Genomic DNA, 26,042 nt, shown 5'->3' with positions numbered 1-26,042 from the left:
TCACCGGTTTCCCCGATGTTATGGGTGAAGACTACGGCCGGTAGAAGACGCGATTTCCGCCAGGGCCGCCCGCAATCGTGTGAGGTCCGACTCGTCCAGCGTGGCGCGTGCGGTGAGCCGCAGGCACGCCCGGCCCTTGGGGACCGACGGCGGCCGGAAGCAGCCGACGCGCAGACCGTGCTCAGCGCAGATCTCGGCGGCCCGCACCGCGGCCTGCGGCTCGCCCAGGAACACCGGGACCACGGCCGCCGCGGGCCTGGCCGTTTCCAGGCCGGAACCGGCCGCCAGGTTTGAGATCGCGAGCGCCCGTTCGCGGGCCCGGCCGGGCAGCGCGGGGTCGGACGCGAGGACGTCCAGCGCGGCGAGGGCGGCGCCCGCGGCGGGCGGGTTCAGGCCGGTGTCGAAGATGAACGATCGCCCCGTGTCGACCAGGGTGTCGATCACCTCGGGGGCCCCGAGGACCGCCCCGCCCTGCGACGCCAGCGACTTCGACAGCGTGAGGGTGAGGACCACGTCGGGCTCTCCCGCGAGACCGGCGGCGTGCGCGGCGCCCCGGCCCCCCTCGCCGACGACGCCGAGCGCGTGCGCCTCGTCGACCACCAGCAGCGCCCCGTGCGCCCGGGCGGCGGCGTGCAGCGCGCCCAGCGGCGCGAGATCGCCGTCCACGGAGAACACCGCGTCGGTGACGACGAGGGCGTGGTCCTCCTCGCGCTCGGCGAGGGCCCGCTCCGCCGCGGCCGCGTCCCGGTGCGGGACGATCACCACCCGGGACCGCGACAGCCGGCACGCGTCCACGATGGAGGCGTGGTTGACCTGGTCGGACACCACGAGGGTGTCGGGCCCCGCGAGCGCGGTGACGGCGCCGAGGTTGGCCAGGAAGCCGGAGGAGAACACCAGCCCCGCGGCGCTGCCGGTGAACGCGGCGAGCCGCCGGTCCAGCTCGGCGTGCAGCCGCGTCGTCCCGGTGACCAGGCGCGAGCCGGTGGAGCCGGTGCCCCACTCGCGCGCGGCCGCGACGGCACCCTCGACGAGGCGCGGGTCGCCGGACAGCCCGAGGTAGTCGTTGGACGCCAGATCGGTGAGGCCGTCGGGCCGGGGGCGCAGCGTCCGGCGCAGCCCGGCGGCGGCGCGCCGTCCGGCCGCGTCCCGGAGCCTGGCCAGGGGGTCTCGTCCTGCGGTCATGCCGGGCATACTGCCAGGTGGCCCCTGGGGCGAGACCACCTGCCCCGGGACAGAAAACCATCGGCGATGATGGTCGTGTGCCTACCTTGACCGATTTGGTCCGCGACCACACCGACCTCACCGACACCGACCTGGAGTGGCTCCACGCACTGGTCTCGGACTGGCAGCTGCTGGCCGACCTGTCGTTCGCGGACCTCCTGCTGTGGGTGCCGCTGCGGTCGGCGGACGCGCTGCCCGCCGACGGGACGACCCGCGCGGGCCGGGACAGGCCAGGCCTTCTGGACACCGGTGCGGCCGTCCCCGGCTGGGTCGCGATCGCGCAGATGCGCCCGACGACCGGCCCGACCGCCTACCCGGAGGACCTCGTCGGCAAGGTCGTCCGGACGGGCCGCCGCGGGCTGATCGACGTGGCGTGGCGCGAGCGCCGCATCGTCCGCGAGGGCGACCCGGAGTGGGGCAGCGGCATCCCCGTCCGCGAGGAGTCCATCCCGGTGCGCCGCGGCGCCAAGATCCTCGGGGTGATCCAGCGCAGCACGAACCTCAGCTCGGCGCGCACCCCGTCCCGGCTGGAGCTGACCTACCTGCAGAGCGCCAGCGACCTCGCCACGATGATCTCCGAGGGCCGGTTCCCGGTGCCGGGCGAGGAGCCGAACATGGTCCGCTCGCCCCGCGTCGGCGACGGCCTCATGCGCCTGGACCGCTCCGGCAGGGTCACCTACGCCAGCCCCAACGCCCAGTCGGCCTACCGGCGGCTCGGCTACCCGGCGGACCTGGTCGGCGAGGCGCTCGGGCAGATCACCGCGGACCTGTGCGACACCGGCGAGCCGATGGAGGAGGCGCTGAGCGTCGTGCTGTCGGGCCGCGCGCCCCGCGAGGTCGAGGTCGAGTCACGCGGGTCGATCATGCAGCTGCGCACGATCCCGCTCGTCGTCGGCGGGACCCGGATCGGGGCCGTCGTGCTGTGCCGGGACGTGACCGAGCTGCGCTGGCGCGACCGGGAGCTGATGACCAAGGACGCCACCATCCGGGAGATCCACCACCGGGTGAAGAACAACCTGCAGACGGTCGCGGCGCTCCTGCGGCTCCAGGCGCGGCGGCTGCGGATCCCGGAGGGGCGGGCCGCGCTGGACGAGGCCGTCCGCCGCGTCGGGTCGATCGCGATCGTGCACGAGACCCTGTCGCACACCCCCGACGAACTGATCGACTTCGACGACATCGCCGACCGGGTCATCACGATGGCGGGGGAGGTGTCCACCCCCGAGACCAAGGTCACCCCCAAGCGGGCCGGCAGCTTCGGCGTCCTGCCCGCCGAGGTCGCGACGCCGCTCGCGATGGCGCTCACCGAACTGCTGCAGAACGCCCTGGAGCACGGCCTGGCCAACCGGTTCGGGACCCTGGAGGTCGTGGCGCACCGCTACGGAGAGGGAGAGGTCACCCGGGAACCGGGCGGCGCGTCGTTCTGGGGCGAGTGGAAGGCCCCCGGCGCGAACGACCCCCGCGCCCCCGGCACCGAGACCGAGCCCCCGTCCGGCCGCCGCCTCGTCACGATCGTCGCGGACGACGGCGTGGGCCTGCCCCCCGACTTCGACATGGAGAGCAGCGACAGCCTGGGCCTCCAGATCGTCCGCACCCTGATCATCGGCGAACTGGGCGGCCACCTCGACTTCCGCCCCAGAGAAGGCGGAGGCACCGAAGTGGTAGTGGACATCCCCCTAGACCACCACCACCGCCCCAGCCGCCCCTGATCACGGCCATCAACTCTGGTCCGTGCGCACTGGGAGCAACCGGCGCCTCAGCCCTCAAAAACCTGAAGGTGCGCGATCGCGTGCGAAGCCAGTTTCAAGCGAAGCGAGAAACTGATCGCGCAGCGAGCCGCCAGGCGAGCCGAAGCGATGCCAGCGATCGCGGCCGTGCCCGCAAGGAAGGCGCTCTAGCGCCTGACGCTAAGGGCACGGCGGGAACGACGGAGAGCGCGGCGTTCGTCTTCGCCCATGCCGCCCCAGACGCCGGATTCCTGGCCGGACTCGAGCGCCCAGCGCAGGCAGGCGTCGCTGACGTCGCAGCGGCGGCAGACCTGCTTGGCTTCTTCGATCTGCAGGATCGCGGGGCCGGTGTTGCCGATGGGGAAGAAGAGCTCGGGGTCCACGTCACGGCAGGCTGCGCGGTGGCGCCAGTCCATGCGGTCCACTCCTTCGTCAGGTGGTGGAGATGCTCCACTCTTTGTGAACGGGTTCACATGTCGCGAACGCCCGGGGTGGCTGTGGCCAGGTCCAGGGATGGTTGTTCCGCGGCGCCGCGAGCAGGTGACCAGCGACGTTGGGGTCCCTGCCGGGTGGCGCACTTTGAGCGTTTCAGGAGGGTGCGGGCAGACGCAAGACCTTTGAGAAAGGATTCTCAAAGTATGGGTGTCGCATGTGTCACACCCATCGGTCGGGCGTGTTACTTGGCTCTCACATGCGTCCTCGCGCGCCTCAAATGACGATGCGGATCGCCTTCGGCACGGAGCGGAACGTGACCGTCCGGTGCTCTCCCAGGTAGTCGCCGTCCAGCTGGAACGCCACGGGCCGGTCCGCGCGCACCGTGACCTCCGCCTCATCGTGCAGGTTCAGCACGTGGCGCCCCTGAATGGGATACGCCCGCGGAGTCAGCATCTGCGCCAGCGCCCCCAGCGTCGCGCCGAGTTCCAGAGAACGCATCCCGAACACGTCCAGCCCGCGCGCGAAGTTCGCCTTCGGACTCGGATTCAACGGCACCCGGCCCATGAAAGTCCATGGAGACGTATTGGAGATGAACGCCAGGAACAACCCCGATTTCGGCGGGCGACCGGGCTGTTCCAAAGTGAGCGCCGGACGGCGCCGATCAGTGCCGGAGAAGAAATGCCGTATCGCGGTCCGCACATACAGCGACGGGTCCGCCCGCAGGCCCGCCTCCCGGCGCCGCTCCACCTCCCGCACGACCTCCGCGTCCAGCCCCACCCCCGCGCAGAACGTGAAATACCGCTCCGGGGCCCCGGGATGGGAGGCCGTGCCGAGCCCCACCGACCGGTACCGGCCCGCCCGCAGCGCCTCCAGCACCGACCGCGTCGCGCCGATCGGATCGTCCGGCAGGCCGAGCGCGCGGGCGAACACGTTCGCGCTCCCGCTCGGCAGCACCGCCAGCGCGGGCAGATCAGGGGACGGACCGTCCGCCAGCAGCCCGTTGACGGCCTCGTTCACCGTCCCGTCCCCGCCGAGAGCGATCACGACCTCGTAGCCCTCGACGGCGGCCTGCCGGGCCAGCTCGGTCGCGTGGCCGCGGTGACCGGTCTCCGCGAGAACGAGATCGAGATCGCCGGAGAAGGCCCGCACGAGGATGTCGCGGGCCCGCCGGGAGGTGGAGGTCGCCTTGGGGTTGGCGATGAGCATGGCGCGCACGGCGTCAGGGTATCGAGCGTTCCGGATGCGTTCGCCCGCAGTTTCCCCTGAGAGCCGGCCGCCGCACGGGGCGAGTAGGGTTTCGGGGTGTGACCAAGCGTCCCTTCACCGTGCAGGCCGCCGCCGCCCTCCAGGCCGCGGAGGGCGCCGCAGCCGTCGGATTCGGCGTCTTCACCGGCGTCGAGACCGCCACCGGCGCCGCCGTCGACCCGGCCAGCGCGATCGGGGTCACCGTCCTCGCCCTCGCCGGCGGCCTCGGCATGCTGGGCTGCGCCCGCGGACTCCTCCGCGCCGCCCAGTGGAGCCGCGCCCCCACCGTCCTCACCCAGCTGTTCGCCCTGCCGATCGCCTGGTCGCTGTGGCAGAGCGACCGCCCCGCGATCGCCGTCCCGCTGGGCGCCGTCGCCGTCCTCGCGCTGATCACCGTCCTCAGCCCGCCGAGCACCGCCTGGCTCATCGACGACCACGACGAAGACGGCGACACCCCCGTGAACGACACCGAAACCGCCGAACCGGCCGCCGCGCCACCCCCCGGAGAGCCCCGCTCCCTCGGACGGCGCCTCAAAGACCGCCTCAACGAACAGCCCACCAAGAACAGCAAGAACTGACCCGACGTCGAAAGGGCCCTGAGGACGCGTCCCCGGGGCCCCTTCCGCACAACACCCGCTACTCGTCCGCCGTCAGGCCGTCACGGAGCTGCGCCAGCGTCCGCGCCAGCAGCCGCGACACGTGCATCTGCGAAATGCCCAGCTCCGCCGCGATCTGCGACTGCGTCATGTTGCCGAAGAAACGCAGCAGAAGAATCTTCTTCTCCCGCGCCGGGAGCTTCTCCAGCAGCGGCTTGAGGGACTCGCGGTACTCCACGCCCTCCAACGACTCGTCCACCATGCCGAGCGAGTCCGCCACCGCCGGGGCGTCCTCGTCACCGGAGTCAGGCGCGTCGAGGGACACCGTGGAATAGGCGTTCGCCGACTCCAGCCCCTCCAGCACCTCCTCCTCGCTCATCTGCAGGTGCGCCGCCAGCTCGCTCACCGTCGGAGCGCGGCCCTCCCGCTGCGCGAGATCACTGATCGCCTTCGTCAGCGACAGCTTCAGCTCCTGCAGCCGGCGCGGCACCCGCACCGCCCAGCCCTTGTCGCGGAAATGCCGCTTGATCTCACCGACGATCGTCGGCGTGGCATAGGTGGAGAACTCCACCCCCCGCTCCAGATCGAACCGGTCGATCGACTTGATCAACCCGATCGTGGCGACCTGGATCAGGTCGTCCAGCCACTCACCACGATTGCGGAAGCGCCGCGCGAGATACTCCACCAGCGGCAGATGCAGCTCCACGAGCTGATCACGGATGCGCTGGCGCTCCGGGTCGCCCTCAGGCAACTGGGCGAGACGCTCGAACAACGCACGCGCCCGCGCCCGATCCGGCACGGCACTGCTGTCCGAACGCTCGGTGCTCGCCCCGGCGACCGTCGTCTGCTCCGTCGTCGTCTTCTCCGTCACGGGGCCCCCGCCGCACCGCGACGCTTCTGCAGCGTCACGGTGACCCGGTCGTCGGAGCCCACCCTGGCGTCCACCTCGCCCGCCAGAGACGACAACACCGTCCACGCGAACGTGTCGCGGCTCGGCTCCTCACCGTCCACCGTCAGAACCGACACAGAGATGCGCATCGCCTCCCCGGTCAACTCGAACTCGCACGTCAGATCGGTGCCGGGCACCGCCTGAGCGAGCAGCATCGCGCACGCCTCGTCAACGGCGATGCGCAGGTCCTCGATCTCGTCCAGCGTGAAGTCCAACCTGGCCGCCAGGCCCGCGGTCGCGGTCCGCAGCACGGACAGGTAGGCACTCGCGGCAGGCAACTTCACCGTGACCACGTCACGGACGGACAACTTCGTACTGGCCGGCATTGCAGCGGTTTCCTCGGTCACGTCACTCCCTCGCAGGATGGTCCCGCTGCCTTCGAAACTACCGCCTACGAGCCGTGCATCGAGACTCCGGCGCGCTGTGTTTATTTGCGTTGCGTTGGGTTGGGGCGCCTGGGGCGCCCCAACCCAACGCAACGCGGTGCGATCGCTGGCATCGCTCCGGCTCGCCTGGCGGCTCGCTGCGCGATCAGATTCTTGCTTCGCTCGAATCTGCCTTCGGACGCGATCGCGACGGTGAACCCTCGTTCGGGGTGCTGTGGTGGCGGGTGATGTGTGCGGAGCGGGGGGTTTCGGTGGGGTGCGTATGCGGGGGTCTACCTCGGGTTGTGGGGGGTGCTGTGGCGCTTCGACTCGCCTTGCGGCTCGCTTCGCGGTTGGCCCTCGCTTCGCTCGTGCCGTGCGTTGTTTCGGTGCGGGTTGTGGGGGTGGCGGGGCGCTTCGGCTCGCCTGGTGGCTCGCTTCGCGGGGTGGCTCTCGCTTCGCTCGTGCCGTGCTTGGAGGGGTGGTGTGGGTGGGTCAGGTTCTTGCTGGGGTTGGGGGGAGTAGGGCTCCCTGGTGGGTTATGACCTCGGCTGCCAAGGTGGTTGCTGTTTCGGCTGCTTGGGCGGGTGGGGCGCCTGTCAGGCGGGTGGCCAGGTAGGCGCCGTTGAAGGCGTCGCCTGCGGCTGTGGTGTCGATCACTTTTACGTGGGGGACGGCGGGGATTTCGATCGTCGTCTTCGTGTCGGCCAGCAGGGAGCCTTGGGGGCCCTGTTTGACCGCCATTTCGGTCACTCCGGCTTGTCTCAGGCGCCTGATCGTGTCGGTCGGGGTTCTGTCGCCGAAGACGGCCTGGTCGTCGGTGAAGGTGGGGAGGGCTATGTCCGTCCTGGTCAGGACGGCGGACATGGCTTCGGCGGCGGCCGCGGGGGAGGGCCAGCCCGCGGGGCGGTAGTTGGTGTCGAAGGCCACCCGGCCGCCGCGGCGGCGGGTCTCGTCCAGGACGGTGAGGAGCCTCGTGCGGGCTTCGGTGCCGAGAATCGACAGGGTGATGCCGGAGAGGTAGACGAGGTCGTGGTCGGCGATCGCGTCGTCGAGCTCTGGGGGGTGCGCGGGCCCGAAAAGGCCGCGGGCCGCCGACTGGGACCGGTAGTAGTGGAACGTGCGTTCGCCGGCTTCGTCCGTGCGGATGAGGTAGAGGCCCGCCTGGCCGCCGGGGACGGCGCGGGTGTGGGCGGAGCCGACGCCGTGGGCTGCCCAGGACTCGCGCATCAGGGCGCTGTAGGGGTCGTCGCCGATGAGGGTGACGAACTGGACGTCGGCCGTGCCGGGGGCCGCGGTGCGGGCCAGGTAGGCGGCGACGTTGAAGGCGTCGCCGGCGTAGCCAACGGCCAGGCGGTCGGGAGCGAGATGACTCAGTTCGATCATGCATTCGCCGATCACGGCGATCCGGTTCCGCATGGCGGGCCACGATACATCTAGACAACAAGTGATCTGATGACTAAGACTTCGGGTGTCGCGCTTCATCGAGAAGGGACGCCCATGCACGACGGTTACGACGAGGACGGGTACGCGATCTTCCGGAACGTGCTGGATCCGGAGCTCGTGGCCGAGGCGGACGCGCATGTCCGCTGGCTGGAGGCGCGCTATCCCGACCGGACCGGTGAGGAGCTGTCCACCGAGCTGGTCGCCAAGGACCCCTTCTGGGTGCGGCTGGTGTCCGACGAGCGGCTCCTCGACGTCGCCGAGCGGTTCGTCGGGCCCGACATCGCGCTGTTCGCGTCCGCCTACATCTCCAAGCCGCCGTTCACCGGCAAGGCCGTGCTGTGGCACCAGGACGGGGCGTTCTGGCCGCTCGAACCGATGCGCGTGGTGACGCTGTGGCTCGCCATCGACCGGTCGACGCCGGAGAACGGGTGCCTCCGGGTCATTCCCGGGAGCCACAGGGAAGTCCTGCACGAGGTGCGGGAGCGGGAGGACGCGGAGGCCGTCTTCGGGGTGGAGAGCGCCGTGGGCGTGGACGAGTCGCGTGCCGTGGACCTCGTCCTCGAACCCGGCGACGTCGAGGTCCACCACCCGAACATCATGCACGGCAGCAACGCGAACGAGTCGCCCCACCGGCGGTGCGGGCTGACCATCCGCTACATCCCGACCTCGACGCGGATCACAGAGGAGCCGCTGCCGTTCCCGTCGGCGCTGCTGCTGCGCGGTGACCCGGGCGTGAACGAGTACCAGCCGCGGCCCCGGTACGAGGCGGGGGAGCACTTCGCGTTCAGCGGCGCGGAGAACTGGAGCTGATGCGGCGGCACCGGCCGTCCCGCAACTGGGGCGCCCGCGTCCACGAGATCACCTGGGCCGGGATCGAGGCCGTGGTCCTGGAGAACGAGCTGCTCCGGGTGACGGTTCTCGTGGGCAAGGGCGGTGACATCGCCGAGTTCTGCCACAAGCCGCGGGACATGGACTTCGTGTGGCTTTCGCCTGACGGGCTGCGTGATCCGCGTGATGTGGCGGGAGGAGCGGGCGATGACGTCGCCCTGTTCCTCGACGGCTACGAGGGCGGTTGGCAGGAGGTTCTGCCCAACGGGGGCGCGCCCAGCACCTATCGGGGGGCGGCGTTCGCGCAGCACGGGGAGGTGGCCTCGCTGCCGTGGGACTCCGAGATCGTGGCCGACGACGCCGGCGAGGTCGCCGTCCGGCTCTCCGTCCGGGGAAGGCGGATGCCGCTCCGGGTCGCCAAGACGCTGCGGCTGAGGGCGGGCGAAGCCGAGCTCGTCATCGAGGAGGAGCTGGTCAACGAGTCGGGCGTCGCGCTGGACGCGATGTGGGGGCACCACATCGTGTTCGGGGCGCCCTTCCTGCGGCCCGGGCACCGGATCAGGGTCGCGGGAGGTGCTTCGGTCGTTCCGCACGAGACGGCGATCGGGCCCGGCGGGCGGCGGGTCCGGGGTGGTGGGCCGCATGCGTGGCCTCGTGTGCCCGGTGAGGGGGGCGAAGTCATTGATCTCGATGTGGTGCCCGATGCCGGGGTGCCCAGTGAGATCGTCTACCTCACCGGGCTGGAGGAGGGACGTTACGAGGTCGTCGATCCGGACGGCTTCGGCCTGCGGGTGCGCTGGGACGTGGACCTCCTGCCGCATCTGTGGCTGTGGCAGGAGTTCGGGGCGACCACCGGGCATCCGTGGTGGGGCCGCGCGTACGTGATGGGCCTGGAGCCGTTCGCCGGGTTCCCGACGGACGGGCTGGCCGCCGCGGTCGCGAACGGCACCGCGTTGAGGTTGGAACCGCGTGCGCGGCGGAGCCTGTGGCTGCGTGCCGCGGTCATCGAGGAGGGCACGTGAGGGAGTTCGAGGGCAGGGTCGCCGTCGTGACCGGGGGGTCGCTCGGGATCGGCCGGGCCGTGGTGGAGCGGCTCGCGCGCGACGGCGCCGCCGTGGTGTTCTGCGGGATCGGGGAGGACGAGGTCCGCCGTGCGGAGGGGGAGCTGCGGGGCGCGGGGCTGGAGGTCGCCGGCGCCGTCGCCGACGTGACCGACGCCGCGCGGATGGACGGGCTCGTCGGGGACGCCGTGTCCCGGTACGGCGGCCTGGACGTGCTGGTGACGTGCGCGGGCGTGCAGCGGTACGGGACGGTCGAGGAGACGTCCGAGGAGCTGTGGGACGAGGTGCTCGGCGTCAACGTCAAGGGCGTCTTCCTCGCCTGCCGCGCCGCCGTGCCCGAGCTGCGCCGCCGGGGCGGCGGGGCGATCGTCACGGTGTCGTCGGTGCAGGCGTTCGTCTCGCAGGACCGGGTCGCCGCCTACAGCGCGAGCAAGGCCGCGATCAACGCGCTGACGCGGGCGGTGGCGCTGGACCACGCGGCGGACGGCATCCGAGCGAACACGGTGTGCCCCGGGTCGGTCGACACGCCGATGCTGCGGTGGGCCGCCGACCTGTTCCGCGGGGAGAAGGGGCAGGAGGAGCAGGTCGCCGAGTGGGGGCGTGCGCATCCGCTCGGGAGGGTCGCGGCGGCCGCGGAGGTCGCCGAGGTGGTGGCGTTCCTCGCGGGGCCGCGCTCGTCGTTCGTGACCGGCGCCGAACACCGGGTGGACGGCGGGCTGCTCGCCCGTAATCCGGCGGCACTTCCGGAAATCTCCTAGAAGATCTAGACACCAAGTCATTTGATGACTCAAAATGTGGGGCGCACGAGGACCGTGTGAAAGTGACCTCGCGGAGGTTCCCATGCAGGCGTCCGTCCCTCCCACTCCCTTCTCTCCCGGTCGGCCCTCATCCGTTCGCGGGGGGTGGCGGCGGCGCGCCGGGGTCTTCGCGTCCGTCCTGGCGCTCGCCGCCGCGCCCGCCGTGCCCGCGGCCGCCGACGCCCGGGGTCCGGGGCGCGCGGCCGCCGGGCCCACGTGTTCCGGGAAGGCCGCGCCGGCCTTCGGCACCGCCTCGCAGAACACCGCCCTCAACGGCAAGTTCACGTCCTACGGCAACAGCAACACGCTGCTGGACGACTGGACCGGCGCGGACACGACCTACTCGCTGAAGCTCTCCGACGGGCGCATCGTCTACGCCTACTCCGACACCTTCCTCGGCAAGGTCAACGCGGACGGGTCGCGGCCGGTCGTCATCGAGGAGGGCGGGACGACGCCGTTCATCAACAACTCGTTCGTCGTCCAGGGAACGGGCGGCGGGCTCACCACCGTGCACGGCGGGACGGCGGCCGCTCCGAAGGCGGTCATGCCACCCGCGCAGCCGGCCCACTGGTACTGGGCGGGCGACCTCACCCAGAGCGGGACGGAGGTCCAGCAGCTCTACCGCGAGTACTACGACCCCGACCCGGACAACGGCACCGGGTGGGACATGAAGTTCAAGGACAACGTCCTCGCCCGGTTCTCCAGCGGGAACCTCGCCGCGCCGACCGTCCAGGCGATGCCCTCGGCGTCGGGCGTGCAGTGGGGGTCGGCGCTGCTCAGGGACGGCGGCTACACCTACGTCTACGGCACCGAGGACTACACCGACCCCCAGACGCAGGTGAACACCAAGTACCTGCGCGTCGCGCGGGTCAGCGGCACGGACCTGCGCGGCGCCTGGCAGTACCGCACGGCGAGCGGGTGGTCGTCCGCGGAGACGGACTCGGTGCGGCTGATGAGCGGGGTGTCGAACGAGTTCAGCGTCACCAAGCGCGGATCGCACTACATCATGGTCAACCAGGACGCGAACATCGCCTTCGGCGGTGAGATCGACGTCTGGTTGTCGTGCTCGGCGGCCGGGCCGTTCAGCGGCGAGCAGACCGTCTACCAGACGCCCGAGACCGGGCCGCTCGGCTCCTACGGCGATCCGGACATCTTCACTTACAACGCTCACCAGCACGCGGCGCTCTCGTCCAGCGGCACCCTGGTGATCTCCTACAACGTCAACAGCCTGGACACCACCGCCGGTCCGGCCAACGACAACTACCGGGACGTCAGCATCTACCGGGCGCGCTACATCAACCTGCCGGTCTCCGGCTAGCCCGAGCCGCGGCACCGTCGTCCCGTCCACGGCGGTACCGCTCCCCGCGCCCCCGGGCCACCTCCCGCCCGGGGGCGCGTCCCGTTCCGTCCCCCCTCGGAGGTGCCGACCATGCCCCTGGACGCCGAACTCGCCGCCGCGCTCGACGGCATGCCCTACGTCGGGCTCGCGGACCCCGTGCGGGCCCGCGCCGCCATGAACGACCTGGTCCGCGCCCTCGCCCGGCCGGTGGGCGACGAGCGAGCGGTCGTCGAGGACCGCGTCGTCTCCGGTGGGGTCCCGGTGCGGGTCTACCGGCCGCGCGAGACGCCCGCGCCCGTGCTCGTGTACTTCCACGGCGGCGGGTTCGTGACCGGCGGGCTGGAGAACGAGCACGAGCGCTGCCTGAAGTTCGCCGGGGAGGACGGGATCGCGGTCGTCTCTGTCGACTACCGGCTCGCGCCCGAGCACCCTTTTCCCGCCGGTTTCGAGGACTGCTATGCGGCGACCCTGTGGGCCCATGAGCACGCGGGGGAGTTCGGCGGCGACCCGGAGCGGGTCGCGGTCGGCGGCGGGAGCGCGGGCGGGGCGCTGGCCGCCGCGGTGGCGCTGCGGGCGCGGGACGAGGGCGGGCCGCCGCTGGTGTTCCAGATGCTGCTGTACCCCGTCCTGGACGACCGGATGGCCACGCCGTCGATGCGGACGTTCACCGAGCCGCCGCTGTTCAACAGCGGCGACGTGCGGCACATGTGGCGCCACTACCTCGGCGGGCGGGCGGACGTGCCCGCCTACGCCGCACCGGCGCGGGCCGGAGACCTGAGCGGCCTGCCGCGCGCCTACGTGCTCGTCCCCGAGCACGACCCGCTGCGGGACGAGGGGCTCGCCTACGCGCACCGGCTGATCGTCTCCGGGGTTCCCACGGAGCTGCACCATGTGCCGGGCGCCTGCCACGGTTTCGACGGCATCATCTCGGCGCGGCTGGGGCGGCTCGCGTTCGAGGAGGAGCGCGCCGTCCTGCGGCGATGTCTCTCCGGGAGGGTGGACACGCCAATCGCTAAGTGATTAGATGACTTTACTTCTTGGGAACGAGGTGGCGATGTCACAGGATGTGGCCCGGCCTAGCCTGGCGGACGCCCTCACGGAGCGGATGCTGGAGCTGATCAGGGCCGGCGGCCTGCGCGCCGGCGACCGGCTGCCGTCCGCGCGGGAGCTGTCCCAGCGCTTCGCGGTGACGACGCCGACGCTGCGGGAGGCGCTGCGCCGGCTGGAGGCCACCGGGGCGATCCAGCTCCGGCACGGCTCGGGCATCTATGTGGGCGCCGACCTCGAACGCGTGGTCATCCCCAACCCCAACGTCCGGGAACTGGAGGCCGACCGGCTGCTCCAGCTGCTGGACGCGCGGCTGCTCATCGAGCCGCCGCTGGCCGGACGGGCGGCCCGCCGGTCGCGGCCGGCCGACATCGAGCTGCTCCGGGCCCTCCTCGACCAGGCGGGCGCGGACCTCGGCACGGACGCGCCGGAGGCGGAGGCCCGCCTGCACAAGGCGAACATGGCCTTCCACCGGGAGGTCGCCGGCGTCGCCGGCAACTCCGTGCTCTGCGAGGTCATCGACTCGCTGCTGTCGGTGCACGCCATCGAGCAGCGCGCGATACAGCGGATCTTCGACGACCGCGTCCGCGACTTCGACGAGCACACCGCGATCCTCGCCGCCATCGAGGCGGGCGCGGAGAGGGACGCCGAGTCCCTCATGCGGGCCCACCTCGCCGACGTCAAGCACGTGATCGAGCAGCGGCTCGCCTGAGCGGGCCGTCCCCCCCGCCGCCGGCGCGAAGCGCCGCGCGGCCGGTTCACCCTTCACCGATTCCATCCTTCGACCACCCCGATCGGGCATCGCCGCCCGATGAAGGAGGCTCACCATGGTGCCGTCCAAGCGACTCCAGGTGACCGCGCTCACCGTGGGCGCGCTGCTGCTCGCCGCCGGCTGCGGGTCCGGCGACTCGGGCGGGAGCAGGTCCGAGCTCAAGCTCTACAACGACAAGGGCGCGTGGAAGCCCTTCTTCGAGCAGATGGGCGCCCTCGGCAAGCAGCAGACCGGCCTGGACATGACGCCGGTCGGCTACACCGACGAACCGACCTACACGGCGTTCATCAAGACCTCGTTCCGCACGAACGTCAAGCCCGACCTGTTCACCTGGACGACCGGCGGGCGCCTGGAAGAGATCGTCAAGCAGAACCAGGTCGCCGAGACCACGAAGATCTGGCAGGACGGCATCGCCGGAGGCGACCTCACCGAGGACCTGAAGAAGTACTACACCGTCGACGGCAAGCAGTACTGCGTCCCGCTGAACACCGCGTACTGGGGGATGTTCTACAACAAGAAGATCTTCGACAAGTACGACCTGAAGCCGCCCGCGACGTGGGCGGAACTGGAGAAGACGGCGCAGACGCTGAAGTCGAAGGGGCAGGTGCCCTTCAACCAGACCACCCCGACGTCGCTGTTCTCCTTCGCCTGGTTCGAGCAGATCCTCGCCGGCACCGACCCCGACCTGTACGAGCGGCTGTCGAAGGGCCAGGCGTCCTACACCGATCCCGGCGTCGTGAAGGCGATGGAGCGCTGGAAGACGATGATCGACGCCGGCTGGTTCAGCAAGCCGGGCGACAAGGCCGACCCCGCCGACCACTTCAAGTCCGGCGACGCGGCCATGGTCATCAACGGCACCTGGTTCAACACGAGCATGACCCAGCGCGGCCTCAAGCAGGGCGAGGACTACGGGTTCTTCTTCGTCCCGAACGTCGACCCGGCACTGCCGAAGCGGTCGCTGGTGTTCGAGAGCGGCCCGCTGTGCTCGCTGCGCAAGGCCCCCGACGCGGCCGCCAGCACCAAGTACCTCAAGTGGTGGATCACGCCCGCCGCGCAGGAGAAGTGGGCGAACGCGCGCGGCGACGTGTCCGGCAACCCGAAGGTCAAGGTCGCCGACCCCGAGCTGGACAAGGTCACCAAGGAGGCCGCGTCGGGCGGCAACCGCCTCGTCCTGCGCTACTTCGAGGCGGCCCCCGCGCCCGTGCTCACCGAGGCGCTCAGCGGCTTCGACAAGTTCCTCAACAAGCCGGAGACCTACATGGACGTGCTCAAGGGCATCCAGAAGGTCAACGAGGACTACTGGAAGTCGCACTGATCCATGAGCACGCACAAGGCCACCGCCGACCGTCCCAAGCTGACGGTGGTGCCCCCCGCGGGCGGCGGGCGCCGCAAGGCGTCCGGCGCCCGCCCCGGCCGGGGGTTCGCGCTGCACGGCCGGTTCCGGCACGCCTACATCTCACCGGCCGTGCTGTTCGTCGCCGTCCTGCTCTACCTGCCGTTCCTGTGGACGGCGTACCTGAGCCTGACCAGCTACGACGGGCTCGCCTCACCCGAGTTCACCGGCCTGGACAACTACCGGCGGCTCCTTGAGGACGACGCGCTCGTCACCTCGATCCGCAACACGCTGCTGTGGGTCGTCGGCACCGTCGTCCTGCCGGTGGGGCTCGGCCTGCTCGTCGCCGTCCTGTCCTACGACCTCAGGCGGGGAGCGTGGTTCCGGCTGCCGTTCCTGCTCCCGTACGCGATGTCGGGCGCCGGCCTCGGCGTGATCTGGGGCTTCATCCTCCAGCCGGACGGGATGGCGAACCAGATCCTGACCCTGTTCGGGATGCCGGGCGGCGACACCGCGTTCCTCCAGGACGGCCCCCGCAACACCGTCGCCATGATCGTGGTGTGGACGTGGCAGCAGCTCGGCGTCAACATGCTGCTGTTCGTCGTCGGCCTCCAGTCGATCCCGAAGGCGCCGATCGAGGCCGCCCGCATCGACGGCGCGTCCGGATGGGCGATGTTCCGGCACGTCATCTGGCCGCTGATGCGCCCGATCACCACCGTGGTGTTCGGTCTCGCGCTCGTCGCCGGCCTGAAGAACTTCGACATCGTGTGGGTGATGACGCAGGGCGGTCCCGGGCGCTCGTCCGAGACCCTCGCCGTGACCATGTACCGGGACGTGTTCGTCGCCAACGAGTACGGCTACGGGTCGGCGGTCGCGGTGCTGCTCACCACCATCACGGGCCTGGCCTCGTACGTCTACCTGCGCCGCCAGGTGAGCAGGGAGGAGCTGCCGCGATGAGCGGAGCGAGACTGATCCACGTGCGCCGCGCCGTGCTGGCGGCGCTGGGCCTGGTGTGGCTCTTCCCCACCTACCTGATCGTCGCGAACGCGGTGCGGCCCGCCGGCGACTACGACCCCTCGGACGCGGTGAAGCCGCCGTCATCGATCGGCCTGTTCGACAACATCGCGCAGGCCTGGGACCGGACCGCCGTCGGCGACACCCTGCTCAGCACCCTGCTGTACAGCGTCGTCTCGCCCGCGCTGGCCGTCCTGATGGGCGCGCTCGCCGGGTACGCGATCGTGGTGCTGCGCCTGCGGCACGGCTTCGCGTGGTTCGTGGTCATCTTCGCCGGGACCGTCGTGCCGTTCCAGATGCTGCTGGTGCCGCTGTTCGTCGGCTACAGCAAGGTCACGCTGTACGACGACCGCCTCGGGCTGATCATCATCTACTCGGCGATCAACGTGCCGCTGGCCGCGCTGGTGATGCGCAACTTCTTCGGCAACGTCGCCGTGTCGATCTTCGAGGCGGCCCGGCTGGACGGCGCGTCCACCTTCCGGATCTTCTGGCGGATCTACCTGCCGCTGTCGGCGGCGGCCCTGGCCGCCGTGTTCATCCTGGAGTTCACGTTCGTCTGGAACGACCTGCTGTTCGGCCTGACGCTCTCGCAGTCGCCGACCGTCCGGCCCGTGTGGGCCGAGCTGTCCGCGCTGACCACCGACGTCTACGCCGGGACGCCGGTCCCGATCGCGCTGGCCGCCGGCCTGGTGGTCTCCCTGCCGACCGTCGCGATCTTCCTCGCCACCCAGCGCCTGTTCACCCGCGGCCTCACCCTCGCCCAGTTCTAAGCAGTATCCGCCCAGGGGGCGACCCCTGGAACCCCGTCACGGGCCGGTCGGCCTCCGGGCGTAGAACGCCCTCCGGCCGACCGGCCCGTGACCCCTCCGCCCAGGGGGGAGACCCCCTGGAACCCCCGTCACGGGGCGGCGGACCGGGCGGCCTCCGGCCGCCCGGCCCGTGACCCTCGGTCTCCCAGAGAGGAATGTGACGCACAACGATGACGAGTCGCCTGCTGCAGGCGAGCCTCGGCTCGCCCGACTATGACGGGATCCGCGACGCGCTGCGCCAGGACACCTCGACCGAGGTGCTCGCCGTGCGCGGGCTGTCGGTGCGCGCCGCCGTGCTGCCGCTGTTCAAGCGGGACGAGGGCGGCGCGCTCCTCCAGGCCGTCCGGCTGACGCTGTCCGGCGGGGGGCCGGTGGAGGTGGCCCTCAAGGACGGCGACGCCGAGATCGCCGCCGCGGCGGCGGAGGGCGGGACCGTCACGCTGCTCGTCCCCGAGGTGGACGCCCCCCGCCGCCTCACCCTGGAGGTGCGCGACTCCGGCGGGCTCGTCGGGGCCGCGCCGCTCGACGTCGCCCCGCAGCGCAAGTGGAACGTCTTCGTCGTCCACCACTCGCACCTCGACATCGGCTACACCGACACGCAGGGCACCGTCCTGCGGCACCACCTCGACTACCTCGACGCGGCGCTGCGGCTGGCGCGGGAGACCGACGGGCGGCCGGACGACGCGCGGTTCCGCTGGTCGGTCGAGTCGTCCATGCCCGCGCTGCGGTGGCTCGCCACCCGCCCGGACGACCAGGTCGCCGAGTTCGCCGAGCGGGCCCGTGCGGGCGACATCGAGGTCACCGCGTTCCCGATGCAGCTGCACACCGAGGCGTGCTCGACCGAGGAGCTGTACCGGCAGCTCCGCTTCGTCGAGCAGCTGCGCCGCGAGCACGGCATCGAGGTCCGGTCGGCGATGCACACCGACATCCCGGGCGCCGTCGTCGGGACGGTGGACGCCCTCAACGCGGCCGGCGTCCGGTACCTTGCCGCCGCGCACAACTGGGCCGGGCGCTCCGTTCCCTACATCACGGGCGGCGACCGGCTCGCCCGCCCGTTCCGGTGGCGGTCCCCGGGCGGCGGCGAGCTGATCGTCTGGTTCACCGACACCCCGCACGGCATGGCCTACATGGAGGGCAACACCGTCGGGCTCGTCGACGGCTACGACCTCGCCGAGGACCTGCTGCCCCGCTACCTCGGGTCCCTCGCCGACCGGCCCTACCCCTACGGGCCCGGGACGTTCGGCTGGTACGCCGCGCCCGGCCAGGTCGGCGCCGCCAAGGACCCCGACTTCCTGGACGCCGTGCACCTGCGCGTCCAGGGCGCGCACGCCGACAACGCCGGGCCGTCGATCGTCCCCGCCGACATCGCGCACCGCTGGAACGAGACCTGGGCCTACCCGCGGCTGCGGATGGCGACCAACGCCGACTTCTTCGAGTACGTCGAGGAGCACCACGGCGACCGCCTCCAGACCCACGAGGGCGACTGGACGGACTGGTGGGCCGACGGCCTCGGCTCCGGCGCCCGGCCGCTCGGCTACGTCCGGCGGGCGCAGAACGTCCTGCGCGCCGCCGAGACGCTGCACGCCCTCGCCGACGAGCGCAGCGGCGATCGCACCGGCGCCTCCGCGGCGATCGACGAGGCCTACGACCGGGCCGCGCTGTTCGACGAGCACACCTGGGGCGCCGCCAACCCGTGGGAGGACGCCGAGGAGGGCGGCGACTCCGGCGGCCTGCAGTGGACCCGCAAGTCCCAGGTCGGCTACCAGGCCCACGACGACGCCCTCGACCTGCTCCAGGCGGGCGCGCGGCGGATCGGCGCGACGTTCGGGGCCGCGCCGGACGCGCTCGCCTCGTTCCTCGTCGTCAACCCCGGCACGGCCGCCCGCACCGACGCGGCCCGCGCGTTCCTGCCCCGCGACGTCGTCGCCGTCGACGTGCCCATCGCGCTCGTGGACGCCCGCACCGGCGAACCCGTCCCGCACCGCGAGGAGGAGGTCGACCCGGACGAGTGGCCGACCCGTCCCATCGGCCGCCACCTGGAGGCCGTCGTCCCGGACGTCCCCGGCCACGGGCACGTCCGCGTCGACGTCGTCCGGGCCGAGGCGGGCGCGCCGGAGCCGGTCGACCTCGGCTCCGGCGGCACGATCGAGAACGAGTTCTACCGGGTCGTCTACGACCTCAGGGAAGGGCACATCGCCTCGGTCTTCGACAAGACCGCCGGCCGCGAGCTGGTGAACGCCGACGCCGTCGCCGGGTTCGGGCAGTACGTCTACGACCGGTACGCGACCGCGCCGCACTTCAACCACATGTCCGGGCACATGCTCGTGCACGACAAGACGATGCTCGGCGACCGGGCCGTAGCCACCCACGCCACCGTCACCGAGTGCAGCCGCACCCCCGCCGGGGAGCGGCTCGTCGTCGAGCTGCACGGCAAGGGCGTCGACTGGCTGCGCACGACCATCGACCTGTACGCGGGCGTACCGCGCGTGGACGTCCGCTACCAGCTCGGCAAGCAGCCCACCGCGGCCAAGGAGGCGGTCTTCTTCGCGTTCCCGTTCGCCGTGGACGGCCCGCCCGCCGCGTGGGAGCTGACCGGCGGCGTCGGCGGCACCGGCGTCCCGAGCGTCCCGGGGTCGGCGGAGCACATGCGCCCGATCCGCCACTGGGTCGCCTTCGAGGACCCCGAACTCACCGTCGCGTGGGCGACGCTGGAGGCGCCGCTCGTCCAGTTCGGCTCCATCCACATGCCCTACGCGCCGTTCCCGCCCACGCTGGACGAGGAGGACGGCACCGTCTACTCCTGGGCGCTGAACAACATCTGGGACACCAACTTCCCGTCCCAGCAGCAGGGCGAGACCACGTTCCGGTACGCGTTCGCGTCCGGCGCGGCGGGCTCGGGCCGCCGGCTCGGCGCCCGCACGGCCGCCGGGATCACCGACCCGTTCGTCGCCACCCTCGCCACCGGCGACATGCCCGCCGCGGAATCGGGGACCTTCCTGCGCGTGGACGACCCGGACGTGCTCGTCACCTCCGTGGGCCGCGCCCGGGACGGCGAGGGGCTGGCCGTCCGGCTCCAGTCGCTCGCCGCCGGACCGGTGGAGACGGGCCTGCACGTGCCGGGCGCCGCCCGCGCCTCGCTGAGCGGTGGTCTGGAGCGTGACCCGGCGGAGCTGCCCGTCCGGGACGGCACCATGACGGTGCGGCTGCCCGCCTGCGGCGTCGCCACCGTCACGGTTCGGCGTTGAGTACGGATCGGGGACACATGAAGATCACAGGCATCCGCGCCACCACGGTCACCGTGCCGCTGGAGGCGCCCCTCCTGCACAGCAACGGCGCGCACTGGGGCCGCTTCGTCCGGACGATCGTCGAGGTCGAGGCCGACAACGGCCTGGTCGGGCTCGGCGAGATGGGCGGCGGCGGGCAGAGCGCCGAGGCCGCCTTCCAGGCCCTCGCCCCGCACCTGGAGGGCCACGACCCGTTCGAGCTGGAGGCGCTCCGCTTCAAGATCGCCAACCCGACGGCGAGCCTGTACAACAACCGCACGCAGATGCTCGCCGCCATCGAGTTCGCCTGCCTCGACCTCGTCGGCCAGCATCTCGGCGTCCCGGTGCACGACCTGCTCGGCGGCCGCATCCGCGAGTCCGTCCCGTTCGCGTCCTACCTGTTCTACCGCTACCCGGGCGCCGGGGGCTCGGCGGAGGTCCGCACCCCCGAGCAGCTCGTCGAGCATGCCCGCGCGCTCAAGGACGCGCACGGGTTCACCGTCCACAAGCTGAAGGGCGGGGTGTTCCCGCCGGGCCACGAGCTGGAGTGCTACAAGGCGCTCGCCGAGGCGTTCCCCGGCGACCGCTTCCGCTACGACCCGAACTCCGTGCTGAGCCTGGAGGAGGGCCTGCGGTTCGGGAAGGCCATCGAGGACCTGCCCAACGACTATCTGGAGGACCCCGTCCTCGGGCTGGAGGGGCTGCGGCTCGTCCGCGAGCGCGTCAACGTCCCGCTCGCCACCAACACCGTCGTCGTGAACTTCGAGCAGCTCGCCGCGAACGTGCTGCGCCGCAGCGCGGACGTCGTCCTGCTCGACACCACGTTCTGGGGCGGCATCCGGCCGTGCGTGAAGGCCGCCGGCGTGTGCGAGACGTTCCAGATCGGCGTCGCCGTCCACTCCTCCGGCGAGCTCGGCATCCAGCTCGCCACCATGCTGCACCTCGGCGCCGTCCTGCCCAACCTCACCTACGCCGCCGACGCGCACTACCACCACCTCGCCGACGACGTCATCGAGGGCGGGCCGATGCGGTACTCCGGCGGCAGGATCCCGGTGCCGTCCGGCCCCGGCCTCGGCGTCCGCCTGGACCGTGACAAGGTGGCCGAGTACGCGGAGCTGTACCGGGAGCTCGGCGGCTACCCCTACGACCGCGACCCCGGCCGCCCGGGCTGGTACCCGCTCGTCCCCAACGACCGGTGGGCCGATCCCGACGCCGCACTTCCGCCGCTCGCATAACCTGCCGGGTGTGATTCGTTACGCGACGGCCGGCGACGTCCCGGAGATCCTGCGGCTGATCCGCGAGCTGGCGGAGTACGAGCGCGCCCTCCACGAGGTGAAGGCGACCGAGGACCAGCTCCGGGACCGGCTGTTCGGCGACGACCCCCAGGTCTTCGCCCACGTCGCCGAGCACGACGGCCGGGTCGTCGGGTTCGCCGTGTGGTTCCTCACGTTCTCCACGTGGAACGGCACGCACGGCATCTACCTGGAAGACCTGTTCGTCGAGCCGGAGTACCGCGGCCACGGTTACGGCAGGGCGCTGCTCACCGAGCTGGCCCGCGTCGCCGACGACCGCGGGTACGGGCGCGTCGAATGGTCCGTCCTGGACTGGAACGAGCCCGCGATCGGGTTCTACAGGGCCCTCGGCGCCGGCCCGAAGGACGGGTGGACGGTCTACCGCCTCACCGGCGACGCCCTCACCCGGGCCGCCCGGCCGTCCGACGGCTGACTCGCATCCGGGACCGGGGTACGGACCTACCGTCGGGCCATGGAACTTCAGCAGGTACCGGCCCGGCCGGACGACGAGGGATGGGCGCCGCCGGCGTGCACGCTGCCGACGGCCGAGCGGCCGTTGCGGGTGGCCGAGTTCGACGCGCTCTTCGCCGAGGATGTGACGGCCGTGCGGCCCGCCGGGGCGGGCCGGGTGCGGATGGAGCTGCGCCCTGACCCCCGGGCGGCCGGGCGGGCCGCCGAGCTCGCCGCCCGGGAGACGGGCTGCTGCTCGTTCTTCACCTTCACCCTCACCGCCACCGGCGGCGCGCTGGCCATGGAGATCAGTACCGGCGACCGCCACACCGGTGTCCTGGACGCGCTCGCGGCCCGCGCCGCCCGGATGGCCGCCCCCTGACACGCCGCGAGGGCCGTCCGGGAACGGACGGCCCTCGCGGTGGTGAGCTGGACGCGCTCAGCCCTGCTTGGTCTCCCAGAAGATCTTGTCGATCTCGGCGATCTTCGCCAGCAGGTCCTCCGCGGCCTTGGAGTCCATACCGCCCTTGGTGCCGGAGGCGCCCGCGAGCTTGGTGGCCTCGTTGAACAGCTGGTGCAGCTGCGGGTACTTCTCGAAGTGCGGCGGCTTGAAGTAGTCGGTCCAGAGCACCCACAGGTGCTCCTTGACCAGCTGCGAGCGCTGCTCCTTGATCAGGATCGCCCGGGCGCGGAACTCCGGGTCCTCGTTGGCGGCGTACTTCTCAATGATCGCCTTCACGGACTCGGCCTCGATCCGGGCCTGCGCCGGGTCGTAGACGCCGCACGGCAGGTCGCAGTGCGCAGACACCGTGGTCTTCGGGCGCAGAAGCTTGAGCAACACCTGCTAGTCCCTTCCCTCGTTGCGGATCATGCTCAGGTCACCGACATTACCCTTGTGCACCGGGGCCCGTCCGGGCAGGGCACTCGGTAATTCGACCTAAGACCCGGGCCGTCCGGCCCGGAACCTCTACAGCAGTGTTCATGACCGCCGCCCGCCGAAGTATGCGGGCCGACGAGGAGGACCATGCGGATCCGGACCCCGGCGCTGTGCGTCCTGGCGGCGGCGGCGCTGGTCGCGCTCGCCGCACGGAGGCTGCGGACGGTCGAGGTCAGCGGGGAGTCGATGCTTCCGGGGCTGCGGCCCGGGGACTGGCTCATCGTCCGCGACGGCGCCCGGCCCGCGCCCGGTGCCGTGGTCGTCGCCGAGCACCCGGAGCGCCGGGGACTGCTCATCGTGAAGCGCGTCTCGCACCGGTCGGCGGACGGGTGGTGGCTGGAGAGCGACAACCGGCGCGCCCTCGGCGCCAGGGACAGCTGGGATTTCGGTCCCGTCGCCGACGACCTGGTCGTGGGGCGGGTCGTGGGACGTTACTGGCCTCGCCCCGGCGTGCGTCTGACCCGGCGGCGGGAGCGCTGACCGGAGCCTCGTTCGGCTGAGCGCCGGCGTCGAACCGGCCGAAAGTACGACCGCCGTCGACGTGAACCGTGCTTTGGGCCGGTGATCCGAGAGGGTGCCGTCGCCGACGATTCCGGTATGCCACTTGAAGAGCCGATCCCTATGCTGCACGCAGAGGGACTGACGAAGAGATACGGACGCAGGGAGGCGCTGAGCAGCGTCGATCTGCGCGTTCCGGCCGGGCGCGTCGTGGGGCTGGTGGGTCCGAACGGGGCCGGCAAGTCCACGCTGCTGAACCTGGCCTGCGGGCTGCTGGAGCCGACGTCGGGCTCGCTGCGCGTGCTGGGCTCCAAGCCGGCGGCGAGCGCCGCGCACCTGGCCAGAGTCGGGTTCGTGGCGCAGAACACTCCGGTGTACCCGTCGTTCAGCGTGGAGGACCACCTGCGCATGGGGGCGCGCCTGAACCCGTCCTGGGACCGGAAGCTGGCCGAACGGCGCATCGAGCAGGTCGGGCTGAACCCGAAGCAGAAGGCGGGACGCCTGTCGGGCGGCCAGCGCGCGCAGCTGGCGCTGACCGTCGCCGCCGCCAAGCGGCCCGAACTGCTGGTCTTCGACGAGCCGGCCGCCGCGCTGGACCCGCTGGCGCGCCAGGGGTTCCTGGCGAACCTGATGGAGTTCGTCGCGGAGCTCGGCGCCAGCGCCGTGCTGTCGTCGCACCTGCTCGGCGACATCGAGCAGGTCTGCGACCACCTCATCGTGCTGTGCGACTCGCGGGTCCAGGTGGCCGGCGACGTCCGGGACCTGCTGGCCAGCCACCACCGGCTGGTCGCTCCCGGCGGCGACCCCGGCCCGCTTCCCGCGGGCGTCGAGGTCGTCCAGAGGGAGCACGGCGGTGCGCTGGTGCGCACGGGCCTTCCGCCATCGGAGCTTCCGCACCGGGCCGAGCCCGTCAGGCTCGAAGAACTGGTGCTCGCGTACATGTCGCGGGCGAACGCGCCCGCCGCCCAGGCACGGGAGGGAGCACGATGATCTGGTTGAACCGGCGGCAGTTCCGCCTCCAGGCGATCGCCGGTGCGGCCGGGCTCGTCCTGATCGCCGCCTACCTGCTGTACCTGGGCCTGGACATCCGGGAGGCGCACGACGCCTACCGGGCCCGGTGCACCGACACCGCCGCCTGCGCCCAGGCCGTCGCCCAGTTCCAGGGCGCCTACCGGAACCCGCTGCTGTTCCTGGCCGCCGGCCTCCAGCTGATCGCCGTCGTCATCGGCGCGTTCTGGGGCGCACCGCTGATCGCCCGGGAACTGGAACTCGGCACCCACCGGCTGGTGTGGAGCCAGAGCGTGACGCGGCGCCGCTGGCTGATCGGCAGGATGGCGTTCGTCGGCCTGGCCGCGGTGATCCTGACGGGCCTGGCCGCCCTGCTGCTCACCTGGGCCGCCTCTCCGTACGACGAGGTCGCCGCCGACCGGTTCGGGACGATCGAGTTCGGCGCCCGCAACATCGCCCCGATCGGCTACGCCCTCCTCGCCTTCGCGCTCGGCACCACCGTCGGCCTGTTCGTCCGGCGGACGCTTCCGGCCATGGCCATCACGGGCGTCGTCTTCATCGTCGTCCAGTTCGCGGTGCCGAACCTGGTGCGCCCGCACCTCATGCCGTCCGAGAAGACGAGCCTGCCGATGACCGCGCAGACCGTCAACCAGGCCAGGAGCCTGGGCAGCATCACCGGCGCCCCCGTCATCGGAGGCCTGCAGGTGCCCGGCGCCCCGGACGCGTGGATCAGCGAGACCAGCCCGCTGCGCACCCGCGACGGGCGGACGCTCAGCGGGAGCAGGTTCAACGCGTGCCTCGACACCCCGCCGAAGACCGGCGCCGGCGGCACGTTCGGCGACGCCGCGGTGTGCCTGGGCGCGCTCGACCTGCACGTCGACGTCGAATACCAGCCCAGTGGCCGTTACTGGAACTTCCAATTGGCCGAAACCGGGCTGTACCTGCTGGCCTGCGCCCTCCTCACCGCCATTTCCCTGCGCCGCGTCCGGCGTGCGTGAAGCGACCGATCCCGACAGCGAAACCAGGTCTCTCATGTCGCATGCGAACAGTCATCAGAATGGTGCCGGCGGGTCTCCAGTGACACCGGGCATGCTGGTCAACGCGGGGTTGGGCGTGGTGTTCGCCTCGGGCACCGCCTTCACGGCGTTCATGCTCATCACCAGCTGGGGCGGCACTTCCTGGCTCTGCACCACCGCCTTTTCGGTGGTGACGTGCGGGCTGGCGCTGCTGCGCGGGCGGCGAAGGACGTGGCCCGCGGCCGCCGGGCTGGCCGTGGCGGCCGGCGCGGTGGCGGCGTCCATGGCGGCCGACCTGCCGCAGGAGCCGTCGCCCATGACGGCCCTGGCCCTCGCCGTGCTCGTCGGCTCCGCGCTCCGGTCGCTGCCGGTGCCGTCGGCGGCCGCCGTCGCCGCGGGCGGCGCCGCGGTGACCGCGTTCGGCTGGTACGCCGGGCCCAGCGCCCTGATGGCCCTGGCCACGCTGCTGGTGGCGGGCGGGTTCGTGACGGGGGCGCTGCTCCGCGCGGTCGACCTCGTCCGGCGGAACGGTGCCGAGGACGCCGGGCCGCCGCCGGCCGGCCCGCCACCGTGGTGAGGCCGGGACCTGCCCGGGAC

The 26,042-nt window shown here is 71.8% G+C and carries 26 protein-coding genes; 19 read left to right on the top strand and 7 right to left on the bottom strand.

Going from position 1 to position 26,042, the window contains the following annotated elements; translation table 11 throughout:
- Positions 1 to 18: 18 nt before the first annotated feature.
- On the bottom strand, positions 19 to 1,191 hold the full coding sequence (locus BJY14_RS11330) for an 8-amino-7-oxononanoate synthase (protein ID WP_218905283.1): 1,173 nt from the start codon (positions 1,189 to 1,191) through the stop codon (positions 19 to 21).
- 68 nt (positions 1,192 to 1,259) lie between these two features.
- On the opposite strand from BJY14_RS11330, the gene BJY14_RS11325 reads away from it, so the two are divergent.
- Positions 1,260 to 2,927, top strand: coding sequence for a GAF domain-containing sensor histidine kinase (locus tag BJY14_RS11325; protein ID WP_179843576.1), 1,668 nt, complete (start codon positions 1,260 to 1,262; stop codon positions 2,925 to 2,927).
- Positions 2,928 to 3,112: 185 nt separating this feature from the next.
- On the opposite strand, the gene BJY14_RS11320 is transcribed toward BJY14_RS11325, so the two are convergent.
- Both BJY14_RS11320 and BJY14_RS11315 read right to left on the bottom strand, forming a co-directional pair.
- Positions 3,113 to 3,361: a WhiB family transcriptional regulator gene (locus BJY14_RS11320; protein ID WP_179843575.1), complete on the bottom strand. Its 249-nt coding sequence runs from the start codon at positions 3,359 to 3,361 to the stop codon at positions 3,113 to 3,115.
- A 292-nt stretch (positions 3,362 to 3,653) separates the two neighbouring features.
- A complete protein-coding gene (locus BJY14_RS11315; RefSeq protein ID WP_179843574.1) occupies positions 3,654 to 4,595 on the bottom strand; it encodes a diacylglycerol/lipid kinase family protein in 942 nt (313 codons plus the stop codon).
- A gap of 89 nt (positions 4,596 to 4,684) precedes the next feature.
- On the opposite strand from BJY14_RS11315, the gene BJY14_RS11310 reads away from it, so the two are divergent.
- Entirely contained in the window at positions 4,685 to 5,203 is a 519-nt protein-coding gene (locus tag BJY14_RS11310) for a hypothetical protein (protein ID WP_179843573.1), read from the top strand.
- 58 nt (positions 5,204 to 5,261) lie between these two features.
- Here the strand turns inward: BJY14_RS11310 and BJY14_RS11305 are convergent, their stop codons facing one another.
- From BJY14_RS11305 to BJY14_RS11295, 3 genes are all read right to left on the bottom strand, one after another.
- Positions 5,262 to 6,020: an RNA polymerase sigma factor SigF gene (locus tag BJY14_RS11305; RefSeq protein WP_141586803.1), complete on the bottom strand. Its 759-nt coding sequence runs from the start codon at positions 6,018 to 6,020 to the stop codon at positions 5,262 to 5,264.
- Positions 6,021 to 6,088: 68 nt separating this feature from the next.
- Positions 6,089 to 6,517, bottom strand: coding sequence for an ATP-binding protein (locus BJY14_RS11300; protein ID WP_179843572.1), 429 nt, complete (start codon positions 6,515 to 6,517; stop codon positions 6,089 to 6,091).
- Between the two features lie 513 nt (positions 6,518 to 7,030).
- A complete protein-coding gene (locus tag BJY14_RS11295; RefSeq protein ID WP_179843571.1) occupies positions 7,031 to 7,954 on the bottom strand; it encodes a sugar kinase in 924 nt (307 codons plus the stop codon).
- Positions 7,955 to 8,035: 81 nt separating this feature from the next.
- Between BJY14_RS11295 and BJY14_RS11290 the strand changes: the two genes are divergently transcribed.
- The 13 genes from BJY14_RS11290 to BJY14_RS11230 all read left to right on the top strand — a co-directional run bounded on the left by BJY14_RS11290 (position 8,036) and on the right by BJY14_RS11230 (position 22,368).
- Positions 8,036 to 8,791 (top strand): phytanoyl-CoA dioxygenase family protein, encoded by a 756-nt coding sequence (locus BJY14_RS11290; RefSeq protein WP_218905280.1) that lies wholly within the window; start codon positions 8,036 to 8,038, stop codon positions 8,789 to 8,791.
- The gene (locus BJY14_RS11285) at positions 8,791 to 9,831 is read left to right on the top strand and encodes a DUF4432 family protein (RefSeq protein WP_179843569.1); all 1,041 of its coding nucleotides are present in this window, start codon (positions 8,791 to 8,793) and stop codon (positions 9,829 to 9,831) included. Before BJY14_RS11290 ends, BJY14_RS11285 begins: the two co-directional genes overlap by 1 nt.
- Positions 9,828 to 10,628 (top strand): SDR family NAD(P)-dependent oxidoreductase, encoded by an 801-nt coding sequence (locus tag BJY14_RS11280; RefSeq protein ID WP_179843568.1) that lies wholly within the window; start codon positions 9,828 to 9,830, stop codon positions 10,626 to 10,628. Before BJY14_RS11285 ends, BJY14_RS11280 begins: the two co-directional genes overlap by 4 nt.
- 82 nt (positions 10,629 to 10,710) lie before the next feature.
- Positions 10,711 to 11,985: a DUF5005 domain-containing protein gene (locus BJY14_RS11275; protein WP_246395869.1), complete on the top strand. Its 1,275-nt coding sequence runs from the start codon at positions 10,711 to 10,713 to the stop codon at positions 11,983 to 11,985.
- A 111-nt stretch (positions 11,986 to 12,096) separates the two neighbouring features.
- Complete coding sequence (locus BJY14_RS11270; RefSeq protein WP_179843567.1) at positions 12,097 to 13,026, top strand: alpha/beta hydrolase; 930 nt, start codon at positions 12,097 to 12,099, stop codon at positions 13,024 to 13,026.
- Positions 13,027 to 13,060: 34 nt separating this feature from the next.
- Complete coding sequence (locus BJY14_RS11265; protein WP_179843566.1) at positions 13,061 to 13,765, top strand: FadR/GntR family transcriptional regulator; 705 nt, start codon at positions 13,061 to 13,063, stop codon at positions 13,763 to 13,765.
- Positions 13,766 to 13,880: 115 nt separating this feature from the next.
- Entirely contained in the window at positions 13,881 to 15,140 is a 1,260-nt protein-coding gene (locus BJY14_RS11260; protein ID WP_179843565.1) for an ABC transporter substrate-binding protein, read from the top strand.
- Between the two features lie 3 nt (positions 15,141 to 15,143).
- Entirely contained in the window at positions 15,144 to 16,115 is a 972-nt protein-coding gene (locus tag BJY14_RS11255; RefSeq protein WP_179843564.1) for a carbohydrate ABC transporter permease, read from the top strand.
- Positions 16,112 to 16,942, top strand: coding sequence for a carbohydrate ABC transporter permease (locus BJY14_RS11250; protein ID WP_179843563.1), 831 nt, complete (start codon positions 16,112 to 16,114; stop codon positions 16,940 to 16,942). Before BJY14_RS11255 ends, BJY14_RS11250 begins: the two co-directional genes overlap by 4 nt.
- A gap of 209 nt (positions 16,943 to 17,151) precedes the next feature.
- Complete coding sequence (locus tag BJY14_RS11245; RefSeq protein ID WP_179843562.1) at positions 17,152 to 20,226, top strand: glycoside hydrolase family 38 N-terminal domain-containing protein; 3,075 nt, start codon at positions 17,152 to 17,154, stop codon at positions 20,224 to 20,226.
- A gap of 17 nt (positions 20,227 to 20,243) precedes the next feature.
- Positions 20,244 to 21,479, top strand: coding sequence for an enolase C-terminal domain-like protein (locus tag BJY14_RS11240; protein WP_179843561.1), 1,236 nt, complete (start codon positions 20,244 to 20,246; stop codon positions 21,477 to 21,479).
- A 10-nt stretch (positions 21,480 to 21,489) separates the two neighbouring features.
- Positions 21,490 to 21,969: a GNAT family N-acetyltransferase gene (locus BJY14_RS11235; protein WP_179843560.1), complete on the top strand. Its 480-nt coding sequence runs from the start codon at positions 21,490 to 21,492 to the stop codon at positions 21,967 to 21,969.
- A 39-nt stretch (positions 21,970 to 22,008) separates the two neighbouring features.
- A complete protein-coding gene (locus tag BJY14_RS11230) occupies positions 22,009 to 22,368 on the top strand; it encodes a hypothetical protein (protein ID WP_179843559.1) in 360 nt (119 codons plus the stop codon).
- A gap of 57 nt (positions 22,369 to 22,425) precedes the next feature.
- On the opposite strand, the gene sodN is transcribed toward BJY14_RS11230, so the two are convergent.
- Positions 22,426 to 22,827, bottom strand: coding sequence for a superoxide dismutase, Ni (gene sodN, locus BJY14_RS11225; RefSeq protein ID WP_179843558.1), 402 nt, complete (start codon positions 22,825 to 22,827; stop codon positions 22,426 to 22,428).
- 183 nt (positions 22,828 to 23,010) lie between these two features.
- Between sodN and sodX the strand changes: the two genes are divergently transcribed.
- The 4 genes from sodX to BJY14_RS11205 all read left to right on the top strand — a co-directional run bounded on the left by sodX (position 23,011) and on the right by BJY14_RS11205 (position 26,022).
- Positions 23,011 to 23,403 carry a nickel-type superoxide dismutase maturation protease gene (sodX, locus tag BJY14_RS11220; protein ID WP_179843557.1) on the top strand — a complete coding sequence of 131 codons (393 nt, stop codon included), beginning with the start codon at positions 23,011 to 23,013 and terminating at the stop codon, positions 23,401 to 23,403.
- A gap of 141 nt (positions 23,404 to 23,544) precedes the next feature.
- On the top strand, positions 23,545 to 24,411 hold the full coding sequence (locus BJY14_RS11215) for an ABC transporter ATP-binding protein (RefSeq protein WP_218905278.1): 867 nt from the start codon (positions 23,545 to 23,547) through the stop codon (positions 24,409 to 24,411).
- On the top strand, positions 24,408 to 25,427 hold the full coding sequence (locus tag BJY14_RS11210; protein ID WP_179843555.1) for an ABC-2 membrane transporter-related protein: 1,020 nt from the start codon (positions 24,408 to 24,410) through the stop codon (positions 25,425 to 25,427). Before BJY14_RS11215 ends, BJY14_RS11210 begins: the two co-directional genes overlap by 4 nt.
- Before the next feature lie 91 nt (positions 25,428 to 25,518).
- Positions 25,519 to 26,022 (top strand): metal transporter, encoded by a 504-nt coding sequence (locus BJY14_RS11205; RefSeq protein WP_179843554.1) that lies wholly within the window; start codon positions 25,519 to 25,521, stop codon positions 26,020 to 26,022.
- The last annotated feature ends 20 nt before the right edge of the window (positions 26,023 to 26,042 follow it).

It is taken from the genome of Actinomadura luteofluorescens, assembly GCF_013409365.1.
Taxonomy (GTDB): domain Bacteria; phylum Actinomycetota; class Actinomycetes; order Streptosporangiales; family Streptosporangiaceae; genus Spirillospora; species Spirillospora luteofluorescens.
This window is presented reverse-complemented; position numbering and strand designations above follow the sequence as displayed.